This window comes from Streptomyces sp. NPDC089915, from assembly GCF_040684675.1.
Taxonomy (GTDB): domain Bacteria; phylum Actinomycetota; class Actinomycetes; order Streptomycetales; family Streptomycetaceae; genus Streptomyces.
In genome coordinates this window covers 1-15,491 of the sequence record NZ_JBFBGN010000153.1, presented here as the reverse complement: position 1 = coordinate 15,491, position 15,491 = coordinate 1, and the positions used below count along the sequence as shown (strand labels likewise).

Sequence of the window (15,491 nt, the reverse complement as noted above, 5' to 3'; positions counted from 1 at the left end):
TCGGACTACGACCGCGAGAAGCTCCAGGAGCGCCTCGCGAAGCTGGCCGGCGGCGTGGCCGTCATCAAGGCCGGTGCCGCGACCGAGGTCGAGCTGGGCCCTCGGCCGTTCTGCGCGCCCGCGAACGGGCGGGCGCTCAGCGCTTGAACTTGGCGCTCACCGCGTCGTAGATCCCCTTGGCCTCGGGCCCCAGCTTCGGACCGGCCAGCCAGCCCGCCTTCGCCGGGCCGATCGAGGTGTTCGACACCAGAGCCGGCTTGCCGTCGGCGCCCGCGGCGATCCAGCCGCCGCCGGAGGAGCCGCCCGTCATCGTGCAGCCGATGCGGTACATCACCGGGTCACCCTGGTGCAGGGCCAGGCGTCCCGGCTTGTCCGTGCACTGGTAGGCCTTCTGGCCGTCGAACGGAGCCGCCGCCGGGTAGCCCGTCGCCGTCATGCCCGTGATCTTCGGGACCGCCGGGGCGTTGAACTCCACCGGCAGCGCCGTACCGACCGTCTCCTCCAGGGACTTGCCGTTGCCGCCCTTCTCCGGGGTCACGTGCAGCACCGCGAAGTCGTACGGGGCGCCCGCGCCGCCCGTCGGACCGCCGGTCGCGATCCACTGGTCGGAGGTCTGCGCCCAGTCGCTCCACCACACGCCGTACGGGGCCACCTGCTCGCGCGGCGCGCCCTTGAGCTCGGCCGCCGGACGGCCCGCGTTGTTGTACGACGGCACGAAGGCGATGTTGCGGTACCAGCCGCCGGCCTTGCCCGCGTGCACGCAGTGGCCCGCCGTCCAGACCATGTTGGACTTGCCGGGGTGCGCGGGGTCCTTCACCACGGTCGCCGAGCAGACCATCGAGCCCTCGGGGCCGTCGAAGAAGACCTTCCCGGACGCCGGGACGGTCGAGTGGTACGGGGAGGCCGCGGCCTTGGCCGTCACCGGGGCCGGGGTCGGGTCCGTGACGCCCTGGTCCTTGCCGGCGTCGGGGTCGACGGCCGGGGTCTGCGGCTGCTCCGCGTCACGCATCCGGTCCGGGTCCCACAGGCCGTCGATGATGGGGTTGACGTAGTCGCCCGCCTCGCGGAGCCAGTCCTGCTTGTTCCAGTTCTTCCAAGCACCCCCCTTCCACTTCTCCATGTCGAAGCCGTGCTCCTTGAGCTTGTCCTTCAGCTCCTGAGGGATCTTGATCGGGCCGTCCGCGCCACCGGACGGGAGGGGCGCTGCCACGGTCGGCTTGGCGTCGCCGCCGGCCTCCCCGTCTCCGGGTCCGCAGGCCGCGGCGGTCAGCGCGAGCGCGGCCGCGCAGAGGGCCGCGGTGACCGGTCGGTTCGGTCGCATGTCGTAAATCCCCCATGTGCTTCGAGGTGTTGGGACGGTGTCGTCCGGGGTGCTCCGGTTCGCTTTCGCAGCACCCCACTATGCCGCCGCCGTTGAAGACGGCGGGCCCCGGGTCCGCGGTTCCGGTCCCCGGCGGGGCTCTTCACCCCGCCGTCCGCTCCGTTCGCTCCGGCCGCGGGGCCACCGCTGAAGGGTTCTCAGGACCCGCCCGGACGCAAGGATCTTCGGGTGACCCGTGATCCGCCGCCGCCACCGTCGTTGGTACGTACGGGGGACGGCACAGCAGCGTTGGTGTTCGAGGCGCAATCCGGATGAGCAGACCGTGCGGGAGGTCCGACAGTCGTGTCCCTGACCGAGCAGGCCGCAGCCGCGGCACAGATTCCGCCCCAGGGCGGCCGGGGGCCGGCCGCGGCCGAGGGCATCCTGCGCAGGCAGGCGCAGCGGGAGTCCGCCGCCCGGACGTACGCGCGCTCGCTGCCCATCGTCCCGGTACGGGCGCGGGGGCTGACCATCGAGGGCGCCGACGGGCGGCGCTACCTCGACTGCCTCTCCGGCGCGGGGACCCTCGCCCTCGGGCACAACCACCCCGTCGTCCTGGAGGCGATCCGAGGGGTCCTGGACTCGGGGGCCCCGCTGCACGTGCTCGACCTCGCGACCCCGGTCAAGGACGCGTTCACCACCGAGCTCTTCGCGAACCTGCCGGCCGGGCTGGCCGCGGACGCCCGCGTCCAGTTCTGCGGGCCGGCCGGGACGGACGCCGTCGAGGCCGCGCTGAAACTGGTCCGGGCCGCCACCGGGCGCTCCGGGCTGCTCGCCTTCGCCGGGGCCTACCACGGGATGACGGCCGGGGCCCTGGCCGCCTCCGGCGGCGCCACCGACGTCCGCGTGACCCGGCTGCCCTACCCGCAGGACCACCGCTGCCCGTTCGGGGTGGGCGGGGCCGAGGGCGCGCGGCTCTCGGCGGCCTGGACCGAGAGCCTGCTCGACGACCCGAAGAGCGGGGTGCCCGCACCGGCGGGCATGCTCGTCGAACCCGTCCAGGGCGAGGGCGGGGTCCACCCGGCCCCGGACGACTGGCTGCGCCGGATGCGGGAGATCACCGAGGCCCGGGGCATCCCGCTGATCGCCGACGAGGTCCAGACCGGGGTGGGCCGCACCGGCGCCTTCTGGGGCGTCGACCACTCCGGGGTGGTCCCGGACGTGATGGTCCTGTCCAAGGCGATCGGCGGCAGCCTCCCCCTCGCCGTGATCGTCTACCGCTCGGAGCTGGACGTCTGGGCCCCCGGAGCGCATGCCGGAACGTTCCGGGGCAACCAGCTCGCCATGGCCGCCGGCACCGCCACCCTCGCCTACGTCCGCCGCAACGGCCTCGCCGAGCGGGCGGCGGAGCTGGGCGGGCGGATGCTGACGGCCCTGCGCGGCCTGGCCGCCGACCGGCCCTGCATCGGGGACGTACGGGGCCGGGGGCTGATGCTCGGCGTCGAGATCGTCGACCCCGAAACGGGAGCCGCGGCCCCCGACCAGGCCGCCGCCATCCGCCGGGGCTGCCTGGACCGGGGCCTGATCGTCGAACTCGGCGGCCGCCACGGCGCCGTGGTCCGCCTGCTGCCCCCGCTCACCCTGACCGACGAGCAGGCCGCAGCCGTCCTGGACCGCCTGGCAGACGCCATCCCCGCCGCCGCCCACTGACCGAGGACCCCACCCATGCCCGACCCCAAACCCCCCCAGCCCACCCACCTCCACCCTTCCCCGCCCCTCGACCCCACCGCTCCCGCCCGAGCCGCCCACGCCGCCCCCGACCCCCGCACACCGGATCCCACCGCTCCCGCTCGGGCCGCCCACCCCGAGCCCCGCACACCGGACCGGACCACCCCCACCACAACACCGGCCCGGCCCGCCGCTGGGAGCGACGAGCAGGCCCTCCACCAGGACCTCCGCACACCGGCGCCGGACGCTCCGGCTGCCGCCTCCGCCACAGCGGCGCCCACCCCCGCCGCCGGCACGGTCGGCCCCTGCGAGGGCGCCTCCGCCATGCGAACGGCCCACCCGGAGCCCCCCGCCCACCCCGACGCGACGACCATGCCCCTGGACCCGCCCCCGACGCAGCCGCCCCACGACCAAGGCGAGCCTCCGCCCCTGCCGAGCGCGGTCACTGCGGCGGCGGAGGAGCTCCGCCCCTTGGCGGGCCCGGACCGGCAAGGCGAGCCCCCGACCCTGCCGAGCGCGGTGCCGACCAGGGTGGGGGAGGAGGCCCGCATCCCGGCGGGCCCGGACCGGCAAAGCGAGCCCCCGACCCTGCCGAGCCCGGTCCCCACCGGCGTGGGGCAGGAGGCCCCGCCCCCGGCGGGCCCGCACCGGTCCCCGCAGCCGCCCCCGGCGGGACCGGGCGGTGTCCTCCAGGCCCGCCTGGACGACACCCCGAGCCTTCCCCAGGCGGACGCCGGGCCCGCTCCGGTGCTGCCTTGGGCCGGAGCCGGAGCCGGAGCCGGAGCCGGAGCCGGAGCCGCTCAGGTGCCCGGCGGGCCGGAGGCGGTGTGGGAGCGGGCCGCCGTGCCCGTTGCGGGCCCGGATCGGGCCGGTGTCGATGCCCGGACGGGGTCCCGGCCGGCGGCGGAGGGGGCGACCGTGCCCCGGCAGAAGGCCGGCGCCCACCGGCCCCGGGTGGGCGCGGCCGGACCCGTCGGGCCCGAGCCGGCCGTCCTGCCCGACCTGCTGGACCACCCCGACCCGGCCACCGCCGCCGAGTCCGCCGCCGTAGAGAACCTGCTCCGCTGCTGGGTCCGCGAGAACGGCATCGGCCGCCCCGACGGTCCTCCCGGAACCCTGCTCCGCATCCCCCTCCCCGCATCCGCCGCAGCACTGTTCGTCCCCGTCCGGCACTGGTCCGAGACCGGCTGGCACCGCTTCGCCCCGGCCCGCCTCGAAGGCGCCCCCGCCGACGCCCCCGCCGTGGACGCCGTCACCCTCGCCGCCCTGATCGCCCGCGAGGGCAGCGGCCGCGCCGCCGACCTCGTCGGCCGGGTCGCCGACTCCGTACGCCGCACCGCCGCGTTCATCGCCGACCGGCGCCACCGCCCCACGGCCCCCGCCCCCATCGCGGGAGACCTCTTCCTCACCGGCGAACAGTCCCTCCTCCTCGGCCACCCCCTCCAGCCGGACCCCAAGAGCCGCGAGGGGCTCTCTGAATCGGAAGCGCACCACTACTCACCCGAACTCCACGGCTCCTTCCCCCTGCACTGGATCGCGGTCGCACCCACCGCCCTCGCCACCGACTCCGCCTGGACCGAACGCGGCCGCCCCGTCTCCGCCGCCCAGCTTCTTGCCCGGCTCGCCCCCGGACTCCCGCTGCCCGCCGGGACCACCCCCCTTCCCCTGCACCCCTGGCAGGCCCGCGACCTCTTCCAGCGCCCCGGCGTCGCCGCCCTCCGCGACGCGGGACTCCTGACCGACCTGGGCCCGTACGGGAGCCCCTGGTACCCCACCTCCTCCGTCCGCACCGTGCACCGCCCCGGCGCCCCCGCGATGCTGAAGCTCTCCCTGGGCCTGCGCATCACCAACTCCCGCCGCGAGAACCTCCGCAAGGAACTCCACCGAGGCGTCGAGGTGCACCGGCTGCTCCGCACCGGCCTCGCCGAGCAGTGGCAGACCGCCCACCCCGGCTTCGACATCGTCCGCGACCCCGCCTGGGTCGCCGTCGACACCCCGGACGGCACCCCCGTACCGGGCCTCGACGTCCTGCTCCGCCACAACCCCTTCCGCTCCGACGACGACGCCGTCTGCGTCGCCGCACTCACCTCCCCGCGCCCGTGGCCCGGCCGGACCACGATGCGCTCCCGGCTCGCCGACACCGTCTCCCGGCTCGCGGCCTCCACCGGCCGCCCCGCCTCCGCCGTCGCCACCGAGTGGTTCCTGCGCTACCTCGACCAGGTCGTCCTGCCCGTCCTGGCCTTCGACGCGCTCGCCGGCATCGCCCTCGAAGCCCACCAGCAGAACACGCTGGTGCTCCTCGACCGGGCCGGCTGGCCCGTCGGCGGCCGCTTCCGCGACAACCAGGGCTACTACTTCCGAGACTCCCGGCGCACCGAACTGGAACACCGGCTCCCCGGCATCGGCCGCGCCAGCGACACCTTCGTCCCCGACGCCGTCACCGACGAACGCTTCGCCTACTACCTCGGCATCAACAACGTGCTCGGCCTCATCGGATCCTTCGGCTCCCAGCGGCTCGCCGACGAGCGCGTACTCCTCGCCGCCTTCCGCCGGTTCCTCGGCAAGGCCACGGGCCTCGGCCCGCTCCCCGCGCAGCTGCTCGATTCACCCACCCTCCGCTGCAAGGCGAACCTGCTCACCCGCCTGGGCGGCCTCGACGAGCTCGTGGGCCCCGTCGAATCGCAGTCCGTCTACGTCACCATCACCAACCCCCTCCACGACTGACGCGGTCCCACCGAGACGGAGAAGAGCCCGATGCCCCCCACCGAGACGACCACCGAAGCGACCATCGGAACCGCCACCGACCCCGCCCGCTACGGCACGGCCCACCGGGAGCCCGCCGAACAGCGCTTCACCGTCGGCCTGTTGCCCCTGCTCGCCGAAGCGGAACTCCTCGATTCACCCGCGGGCTGGAGCGCCCAGCCCACACCCGCCGGAGCCTTCCGCCTCGAACCCGTACGGCTGGCGCGGGACCTCCCGCTCCTCACCCGCTGGATGAACGACCCGGCCGTCGCCGCCTACTGGGAGCTGGCCGGTGCCTCCGCCGTCACCGCCGCCCACCTGCGGGCCCAGCTCGACGGCGACGGCCGCAGCATCCCCTGCCTCGGCGTCCTCGACGGCATCCCGATGAGCTACTGGGAGATCTACCGGGCCGACCTCGACCCGGTCTCCCGCCACTACCCGGCGCGCCCCCACGACACGGGTATCCACCTGCTGATCGGAGACGGCACGAACCGCGGCCGGGGCCTGGGGACCACGCTGCTGCGCGCCGTCACCGAGCTCGTCTTCGACAACCGCCCCCGCTGCACACGGGTCATCGCCGAACCGGACATCCGCAACACCCCCTCCGTATCAGCCTTCCTTGCCGCCGGTTTCCGCTACGCCACGGAAATCGAACTCCCCGGGAAGCGCGCCGCCCTGATGATCCGGGAGCGGTCGCTGCGCAATCTGCTCTGATCGCCGCCGCCGACCCGCCGTCCGTCCCAGGCCTGTTCCTTCGCGCCTCTCCCTTCGAAAACTCCGTGCCCCGCCGCGGAGTTCCCGATCATCGAGGAGTCCCGTGCAGAACTTCCCCGCAGCCCCCTGCTCCGCGGAACCCGCAGTCCCCTGGTCGCCCCAGCACCCCTGCACACCGCCCGAACTCAACCGCCCGAACTGGGACGCCGCCGCCCGCCGGCTGCTCGCCAAAATGCTCGCCGAGTTCGCGTACGAGGAGATCGTCGTCCCCGCCCCGGCGCGGGCGCCCGCGGGCGACGCCTGGACCCTGACCCTCGACGACGGCAGCAGCCTGGGCTTCCGCGCCCGCCGCCGCGCCTACGGGAGCTGGCAGGTCGCGCCGGACACCATCACCCTCACCCCGCCGCCCCCCTCCACCGAGCCCCCGGCGGCCTTCGGGGACCCGTACGGATTCCTCGTCCGCGCCCGCACCCTCCTCGGCCTCGACGGGCCCACCCTCGGCCACCTGATCCGCGAGCTCAGCGCCACCCTCGCCGCCGACGCCCGCCTCGACCACCACGCCCTCACCGCCGACGTCCTCGCCGACCTTGACTACGCCGCGCTCGAAGGACACCAGACGGGCCACCCCTGGCTCGTCCCCAACAAGGGCCGCGTCGGATGGTCCGCCGCCGACGCCGCCGCCTGGGCCCCCGAAGCCCGCACCCCGCAGCGCCTGCCCTGGCTCGCCGCCCACACCTCCCTCGCCGAGTACCGGGGCGCCGCCGGCCTGGAAGACCCCGCACGCCTCTACGCCGCCGAACTCGACCCCGTCACCCGGGCCGCCTTCGACCGGATCCTCCGCGACCGGGGCCTGGACCCGCTCCGCTACCTCTACCTGCCCGTCCACCCCTGGCAGTGGGAGGAGGTCGTCCTCCCCCTCTACGCGCCCGCCCTCGCCTCCGGCGCCCTGGTCCCGCTCCCCGCGGACCCGGACGAACGCCTTCCGCAGCAGTCCGTCCGCACCTTCCTCAACCTCACCAGACCCGACCGCCACAGCGTCAAACTCCCGCTGTCCGTCTTCAACACCACGGTCTGGCGGGGCCTGAACTGCGACCTCACCCTGGCCGCCCCCGCCGTGACCGCCTGGATCCACTCCCTGCGGGACGCGGACCCCTTCCTCCGCGAGGAATGCCGGGTGGTCCTGCTCGGCGAGATCGCCTCGGTCGCGGTCCGCCACCCCGTGTACGAGCAGCTCCCCGAGGTCCCGTACCAGTTCCGGGAGGGCCTCGGCGCGATCTGGCGCGAACCCCTGGCCCGCCACCTCGATCCCGGCGAGCGCGCCCGCACGCTCGCCTCGCTCCTCCACACGGACCCGCGCGGGCGCTCCTTCACCGCCGAGCTCGTCGCCCGCTCCGGGCTCACCCCGACCGCCTGGCTCCAGCACCTGTTCGCGGCCCTGCTGCCCCCGCTGCTGCACTTCCTCTACCGCTATGGCACCGCCTTCTCCCCGCACGGCGAGAACGCGGTCGTGATCTTCGACGAGCGCGACGTCCCCGTCCGCCTCGCGGTCAAGGACTTCGTGTCCGACATCGGCATCAGCGCCGGCCCGCTGCCCGAACACGCGTCCCTGCCCGCCGAGGCCCGCGCGGCACTGCGCACCGAGCCGCCCGGCTTCCTCACCCAGTTCCTCCACTCCGGCCTGTTCATCGGCGTCTTCCGCTACCTCGCCGCCCTCTGCGACGACCGGCTCGGAGTCCCCGAGGACGCGTTCTGGTCCCTCGTACGGGCGGAGATCCTCCGCCACCAGGCCCGCTTCCCGGACCTCAAGGACCGCTTCGACCTCTTCGACCTGCTCACCGCGCGGATCGACCGGCTCTGCCTCAACCGCAACCGCCTCCACCAGGACGGCTACCGCGATCACCCCGTCCGCCCCCGCATCGTCGTCCACGGCACCGTGCCCAACCCCCTGTACCGCCCGTGAGGCCGGATCGGTACGCCGCTGTCAGCGGCGCCCCGTAGGGTTGGTCCTGCTATGACGAAGCCCTCCCTCCCCGACCTGCTCCACGCCGCCGTCTCCGCCGTCGGCGGCTCGGAGCGCCCCGGCCAGGTGGCCATGGCCGAAGCCGTCGCCGAAGCGATCGACGACAACTCCCACCGGCTGATCCAGGCCGGCACCGGAACCGGCAAGTCCCTCGGCTACCTGGTCCCCGCCCTCGCACACGGCGAGCGCGTCGTCGTCGCCACGGCGACGCTGGCCCTCCAGCGCCAGCTCGTCGAGCGCGACCTGCCGCGCACGGTCGAGGCGCTGCATCCGCAGCTGCGCCGCCGGCCGCAGTTCGCCATGCTCAAGGGCCGGTCGAACTACCTGTGCCTGCACCGGCTGCACGAGGGTGCTCCGCAGGACGAGGAGGAGGGCCTCTTCGACCAGTTCGAGGCGGCCGCGCCGACCAGCAAGCTCGGCAAGGACCTGCTGCGCCTGCGCGACTGGGCGGACGAGACGGAGACCGGCGACCGAGACGACCTCACCCCCGGCGTCTCCGACAAGGCGTGGGCCCAGATCTCCGTCTCCTCCCGGGAGTGCCTGGGCGCCACGAAGTGCGCGTACGGCGCCGAGTGCTTCGCGGAGGCCGCCCGGGAGCGGGCCAAGCTCGCGGACGTGGTCGTCACCAACCACGCCCTGCTCGCCATCGACGCGATCGAGGGCGCCCCCGTCCTGCCCCAGCACGAGGTGCTGATCGTGGACGAGGCCCACGAGCTGGTCTCCCGCGTCACCGGCGTCGCCACCGGCGAGCTCACCCCGGGGCAGGTCAACCGGGCGGTGAAGCGTGCCGCGAAGCTGGTCGACGAGAAGACGGCGGACTCCCTTCAGACCGCCTCGGAGACCTTCGAGCGGGTGATGGAGCTGGCCTTCCCCGGACGCCTGGAGCAGATCCCCGAGGACCTCGGCTACGCGCTCGCCTCGCTGCGCGACTCCGCTCGCAACGTGATCTCCGCGATCGGCGCCACCCGCGACAAGTCCGTCCACGACGAGGACGCCGTCCGCAAGCAGGCCCTGGCCGCCGTGGAGAACGTCCACACGGTGGCCGAGCGCATCATGATCGGCTCCGAGTACGACGTGGTGTGGTACGAGCGCCACGACCGCTTCGGCGCCACCCTCCGGGTCGCTCCGCTGTCGGTGTCCGGACTGCTGCGCGAGAAGCTCTTCGAGGACCGCTCGGTGGTCCTCACCTCCGCCACCCTCAAGCTCGGCGGGGACTTCAACGGCGTGGCCGCCTCGCTCGGCCTCTCCCCCGAAGGGGTCGAGGGGGAGGGCGTGCCGCTCTGGCGCGGCCTGGACGTGGGCTCCCCGTTCGACTACCCGAAGCAGGGCATCCTCTACGTCGCCAAGCACCTGGCCACCCCGGGCCGGGAGGGCACCCGCGGCGACATGATGGACGAGCTGGCCGAACTGATCGAGGCGGCGGGCGGCCGCACCCTCGGCCTCTTCTCCTCCATGCGCGGGGCGAAGGCCGCCGCGGAGGAGCTGCGCGGGCGGCTCGACAACCCGATCCTGCTCCAGGGCGAGGAGACGCTGGGCGAGCTGATCAAGTCCTTCGCCGCGGATCCGCGCACCTGCCTGTTCGGGACCCTGTCCCTCTGGCAGGGGGTGGACGTCCCCGGCCCCAGCTGCCAGCTGGTGATCATGGACCGGATCCCCTTCCCGCGCCCCGACGACCCGCTGATGAGCGCGCGGCAGAAGTCGGTCGAGGAGAACGGCGGCAACGGGTTCATGGCGGTCGCCGCGACGCACGCCGCCCTGCTGATGGCGCAGGGCGCCGGCCGGCTCGTACGGGCCTCCGGCGACCGGGGCGTCGTCGCGGTCCTCGACCCCCGGCTGGCGACGGCGCGGTACGGGAGCTTCCTGCGGTCCTCGCTGCCCGACTTCTGGTACACCACGGACCGCAACCAGGTCCGGCGCTCCCTCGCGGCGATCGACGCGAGCGCGCAGGCCGACGGCAAGTAGTACCGCGCCCCCCCGGGAGGGGGCGTGGCGCGGGCATACAACAGCTCCGGGACCGGCGCAGAGGGTCCCGGAGCTGGCTGGGGGCGGAGAGGTCAGACCCGGCGCAGGACCGCGACGACCTTGCCGAGGATGGTCGCCTCGTCGCCGGGGATCGGCTGGTAGGCGGCGTTGTGCGGGAGCAGCCACACATGGCCGTCCTCCCGCTTGAAGCGCTTGACGGTGGCTTCGCCGTCCAGCATCGCGGCGACGATGTCGCCGTTCTCCGCGACCGGCTGGCGGCGGACCGTGACCCAGTCGCCGTCACAGATGGCGGCCTCGATCATCGAGTCGCCGACGACCTTCAGCACGAACAGCTCACCGTCGCCGACGAGCTGGCGGGGGAGCGGGAACACGTCCTCGACCGACTCCTCGGCGAGGATCGGGCCGCCGGCCGCGATCCGGCCGACCAGGGGGACGTAGGAGGCGGCGGGCTTGCCCGTGGTGTCGGTGGGCTGCGAGCTGGGCTGGTCGGAGCCGCGGACCTCGTAGGCGCGGGGACGGTGCGGGTCGCGGCGCAGGAAGCCCTTGCGCTCCAGGGCCATCAGCTGGTGCGCGACGGAGGAGGTGCTGGAAAGGCCGACGGCCTGGCCGATCTCCCGCATCGACGGCGGGTAGCCGCGCCGCTGCACCGAGTCCCGGATGACCTCGATGACCCTCCGCTGCCGGTCCGTGAGCCCGGAGCTGTCGGCGCGGATGCCTGGAGGTCGCCCTGGCAGCGAGCGTGCGGGGCGTACGGCGGCCTCCGCCTCCGGGTTCTGACTTGCGTCACTCATGGCATGCACCGGCTCGAGTCGGCTCTGGGAGCGGTTCTGGGCAGTGATGGTGGCACTGTCTGCGGTGGTGGTCACGTCGGCCCCTCTCGAAATGTTCTCCCTAGCTGGACAACGGTAGTAGCTTTCGAAAGGTTGCGCCAAACACACGTTCGAGTGAAAAATCGCGGATCGCCCACCTGGGCTAGAGCGGTGGGTGTATGGCCGACCGGTGCGGATGGCCGGCCGCGCGGGGGGTCCGGCGGTGTGTGTCAGACCCCTCGTCCGAACGCGGATTCGGAACCGCATCTGCTGCTTACGGTACCCTTCCCGGTTGGGTCGCCACCCTCCGGGTCCGTGCCCAGTGTGGCACCGGAACCCGTGAAATCCGGCCATCGAGCCCCGCGACACGCGTAGGGACGCAAATCCTCCCCAACGCAAGATCTAGTGGTTGGATGAGCGTCGCAACCCACAAGTTGTGGTCCACGGTCTGCTCAGACCTCCGGGATCGCATATGCTTGTGGCTGCTTCACGAGCCCCCGGCAGAGATTTGCTCTCTGTCGCCGAAGGGCTCCGTGGGGTGATTCAGCCGTGCCAAGAGGAGGGTGAGGGAACCATGCACTGCCCCTTCTGCAGGCACCCCGACAGCCGCGTCGTCGACAGCCGCACCACCGACGACGGAACGTCGATCCGCAGGCGCCGTCAGTGCCCCGACTGCTCCCGTCGCTTCACGACGGTGGAGACGGCCTCGCTGATGGTGATCAAGCGAAGCGGGGTCACCGAACCCTTCAGCCGCACCAAGGTCATCTCTGGCGTCCGCAAGGCGTGCCAGGGGCGGCCGGTCACCGAGGACGCCCTCGCCAAGCTCGGCCAGCGGGTCGAGGAGGCGGTGCGCGCCACCGGGAGCGCCGAGCTGACCACCCACGACGTGGGTCTGGCCATACTCGGCCCGTTGCAGGAGCTCGACCTGGTCGCGTACCTGCGGTTCGCGTCCGTCTACAAAGCTTTCGACACCCTTGAAGACTTCGAGACCGCCATCGCGGAACTCCGCGAACCGCGGCCTCATCCCCATGAGTGCGAGCCCGGGAAGACCCCCTCGGTCGTCCCCGTGCCCGCCTCCGCCGCCGACTGACCGGACGGGCCGCAGCGCAGTGCGGCCCCGCCGGTCGGCAGGGCGAGATTCGTAGATACAGACACAGCATTGTGCCGCGGAATATCGCTGGCACTTTAGGGCGTTTTTGCCCGCATATGGGAGGCAGGCGGCATGACAGAGACGGCGAGCAGCTCGGCACGTGGTTCCCGCGCCAAGGGGACCAAGGCCGCCAAGGCCGGCCTTCGGATCGAGCGCATCCACACCACCCCCGGCGTGCACCCGTACGACGAGGTGAACTGGGAGCTCCGTGACGTCGTCATGACCAACTGGCGCGACGGCTCGGTCAACTTCGAGCAGCGCGGCGTCGAGTTCCCCGACTTCTGGTCGGTGAACGCGGTCAACATCGTCACCAGCAAGTACTTCCGCGGCGCCGTCGGCACGCCGCAGCGCGAGACCGGTCTGAAGCAGCTCATCGACCGCATCGTGAAGACGTACACCAAGGCCGGCGAGGACTACGACTACTTCGCGTCCCCCGCCGACGCGGAGATCTTCGAGCACGAGCTGACCTACGCCCTCCTGCACCAGATCTTCAGCTTCAACTCCCCGGTGTGGTTCAACGTCGGCACGCCCCAGCCGCAGCAGGTCTCCGCCTGCTTCATCCTGGCCGTCGACGACTCCATGGAGTCGATCCTCGACTGGTACAAGGAAGAGGGCATGATCTTCAAGGGCGGCTCCGGCGCCGGCCTGAACCTCTCCCGCATCCGCTCCTCCAAGGAGCTCCTCTCCTCCGGCGGCAACGCCTCCGGCCCGGTCTCCTTCATGCGCGGCGCCGACGCCTCCGCCGGAACGATCAAGTCGGGCGGCGCCACCCGCCGCGCGGCCAAGATGGTCGTCCTGGACGTGGACCACCCGGACGTCGAGGACTTCATCGCCACCAAGGTGAAGGAGGAGGAGAAGATCCGCGCCCTGCGCGACGCGGGCTTCGACATGGACCTGGGCGGCGACGACATCACGTCCGTCCAGTACCAGAACGCCAACAACTCCGTCCGCGTGAACGACGAGTTCATGACGGCTGTCGAGAACGGCACCGACTTCGGCCTGCGTGCCCGCATGACCGGCGAGGTCATCGAGAAGGTCGACGCCAAGGCGCTCTTCCGCAAGCTCGCCGAGGCCGCGTGGGCCTGCGCCGACCCGGGCATCCAGTACGACGGTGTGATCAACAACTGGCACACCTGCCCCGAGTCCGGCCGCATCACCGCGTCCAACCCCTGCAGCGAGTACATGCACCTGGACAACACGTCCTGCAACCTCGCCTCGCTGAACCTGATGAAGTTCCTGAACGACGACGGCAAGGGCGACCAGTCCTTCGACGCCGAGCGCTTCGCCAAGGTCGTCGAGCTCGTCATCACCGCGATGGACATCTCCATCTGCTTCGCGGACTTCCCGACGCAGAAGATCGGCGAGAACACCCGCGCCTTCCGCCAGCTGGGTATCGGCTACGCCAACCTCGGCGCCCTGCTGATGGCCACCGGCCACGCGTACGACTCGGACGGCGGCCGCACCCTCGCCGCCTCGATCACCTCGCTGATGACCGGCACCGCGTACAAGCGCTCCGCCGAGCTGGCCGCCATCGTCGGCCCGTACGACGGCTACGCCCGCAACGCCGACTCGCACAAGCGCGTCATGAAGCAGCACGCCGACGCCAACGCCGTCGCGCCGCGCACCGACGACCTGGACAACGCGATCTGGGCCGCGGCCACCGAGGCCTGGCAGGACGTCCTGCGCCTCGGCGAGAAGAACGGCTTCCGCAACTCCCAGGCCTCCGTCCTCGCGCCGACCGGCACCATCGGTCTCGCGATGTCCTGCGACACCACCGGTGTCGAGCCGGACCTGGCCCTGGTCAAGTTCAAGAAGCTCGTCGGCGGCGGCTCGATGCAGATCGTCAACGGCACCGTCCCGCAGGCCCTGCGCCGCCTGGGTTACCAGGAGGAGCAGATCGAGGCGATCGTCTCCCACATCGCCGAGCACGGGAACGTCGTCGACGCCCCCGGCCTGAAGACCGAGCACTACGAGGTCTTCGACTGCGCGATGGGCGAGCGCTCCATCTCCGCGATGGGCCACGTCCGCATGATGGCCGCGATCCAGCCCTGGATCTCCGGCGCGATCTCGAAGACGGTCAACATGCCGGAGACGGCGACCGTCGAGGAGATCGAGGAGATCTACTTCGAGGCGTGGAAGCTGGGCGTCAAGGCGCTCGCGATCTACCGCGACAACTGCAAGGTCGGCCAGCCCCTCTCCGCCAAGAAGAAGGAGGAGGAGAAGGCCGAGGTCACCGCGAAGGCCGAGGAGACCATCCGCACGGCGGTCGAGAAGGTCATCGAGTACCGCCCGGTCCGCAAGCGCCTCCCCAAGGGCCGCCCGGGGATCACCACCTCCTTCACGGTCGGTGGCGCCGAGGGCTACATGACGGCCAACTCCTACCCGGACGACGGCCTGGGCGAGGTCTTCCTGAAGATGTCCAAGCAGGGTTCGACCCTCGCGGGCATGATGGACGCCTTCTCGATCGCCGTCTCGGTCGGCCTGCAGTACGGCGTCCCGCTGGAGACGTACGTCGCGAAGTTCACCAACATGCGCTTCGAGCCGGCCGGTATGACGGACGACCCGGACGTGCGGATGGCGCAGTCGATCGTCGACTACATCTTCCGTCGCGTGGCGCTGGACTTCCTGCCCTTCGAGACCCGTTCGGCCCTCGGCATCCACTCCGCCGAGGAGCGTCAGCGCCACCTCGACACCGGCTCCTACGAGCCGCTCGACGAGGAGCTCGACACCGAGTCCCTCGCCCAGTCGGCGCCCCTGGCCCCGGTGGCCAAGCCGGTGACGATCGTCCCGGTCCCGGCCCCGAAGACGGCGCACAGCAACGCCGAGCTGGTCGAGATGCAGATGGGCGTCTCCGCCGACGCCCCGCTGTGCTTCTCCTGCGGCACGAAGATGCAGCGTGCCGGCTCCTGCTACATCTGCGAGGGCTGCGGCTCCACCAGCGGTTGCAGCTGAAACTGGGCGGAATTGCGTCGGATGCATCATCCGACGTAGCTGAACCCGAAGCGTGATCTCTGTGAGGGAGGGGCGTTGGCCCTGGGCCGGCGC

Annotated in this window: 9 protein-coding genes; 7 read left to right on the top strand and 2 right to left on the bottom strand. The window is 72.5% G+C overall.

Annotated features, from left to right (window positions below; translation table 11 throughout):
* Positions 1-136: 136 nt before the first annotated feature.
* Positions 137-1,321, bottom strand: coding sequence for a hypothetical protein (locus tag AB0O29_RS30105; RefSeq protein WP_365157749.1), 1,185 nt, complete (start codon positions 1,319-1,321; stop codon positions 137-139).
* Between the two features lie 378 nt (positions 1,322-1,699).
* Between AB0O29_RS30105 and AB0O29_RS30100 the strand changes: the two genes are divergently transcribed.
* The 5 genes from AB0O29_RS30100 (at position 1,700) to AB0O29_RS30080 (ending at position 10,466) form a co-directional block, all read left to right on the top strand.
* Positions 1,700-3,010: a diaminobutyrate--2-oxoglutarate transaminase family protein gene (locus tag AB0O29_RS30100; protein WP_365157755.1), complete on the top strand. Its 1,311-nt coding sequence runs from the start codon at positions 1,700-1,702 to the stop codon at positions 3,008-3,010.
* An 861-nt stretch (positions 3,011-3,871) separates the two neighbouring features.
* The gene (locus AB0O29_RS30095; RefSeq protein WP_365157752.1) at positions 3,872-5,752 is read left to right on the top strand and encodes an IucA/IucC family protein; all 1,881 of its coding nucleotides are present in this window, start codon (positions 3,872-3,874) and stop codon (positions 5,750-5,752) included.
* A 30-nt stretch (positions 5,753-5,782) separates the two neighbouring features.
* Entirely contained in the window at positions 5,783-6,484 is a 702-nt protein-coding gene (locus AB0O29_RS30090; RefSeq protein ID WP_365157746.1) for a GNAT family N-acetyltransferase, read from the top strand.
* Positions 6,485-6,587: 103 nt separating this feature from the next.
* Entirely contained in the window at positions 6,588-8,444 is a 1,857-nt protein-coding gene (locus AB0O29_RS30085) for an IucA/IucC family protein (protein ID WP_365157744.1), read from the top strand.
* A gap of 51 nt (positions 8,445-8,495) precedes the next feature.
* On the top strand, positions 8,496-10,466 hold the full coding sequence (locus AB0O29_RS30080; protein WP_365157741.1) for an ATP-dependent DNA helicase: 1,971 nt from the start codon (positions 8,496-8,498) through the stop codon (positions 10,464-10,466).
* Positions 10,467-10,558: 92 nt separating this feature from the next.
* On the opposite strand, the gene lexA is transcribed toward AB0O29_RS30080, so the two are convergent.
* Positions 10,559-11,353 (bottom strand): transcriptional repressor LexA, encoded by a 795-nt coding sequence (lexA, locus tag AB0O29_RS30075; protein ID WP_365157738.1) that lies wholly within the window; start codon positions 11,351-11,353, stop codon positions 10,559-10,561.
* Positions 11,354-11,870: 517 nt separating this feature from the next.
* Between lexA and nrdR the strand changes: the two genes are divergently transcribed.
* Both nrdR and AB0O29_RS30065 read left to right on the top strand, forming a co-directional pair.
* Complete coding sequence (gene nrdR / locus AB0O29_RS30070; protein WP_365157735.1) at positions 11,871-12,386, top strand: transcriptional regulator NrdR; 516 nt, start codon at positions 11,871-11,873, stop codon at positions 12,384-12,386.
* A 132-nt stretch (positions 12,387-12,518) separates the two neighbouring features.
* Positions 12,519-15,398 carry a vitamin B12-dependent ribonucleotide reductase gene (locus AB0O29_RS30065; RefSeq protein ID WP_365157732.1) on the top strand — a complete coding sequence of 960 codons (2,880 nt, stop codon included), beginning with the start codon at positions 12,519-12,521 and terminating at the stop codon, positions 15,396-15,398.
* Positions 15,399-15,491: the final 93 nt, after the last annotated feature.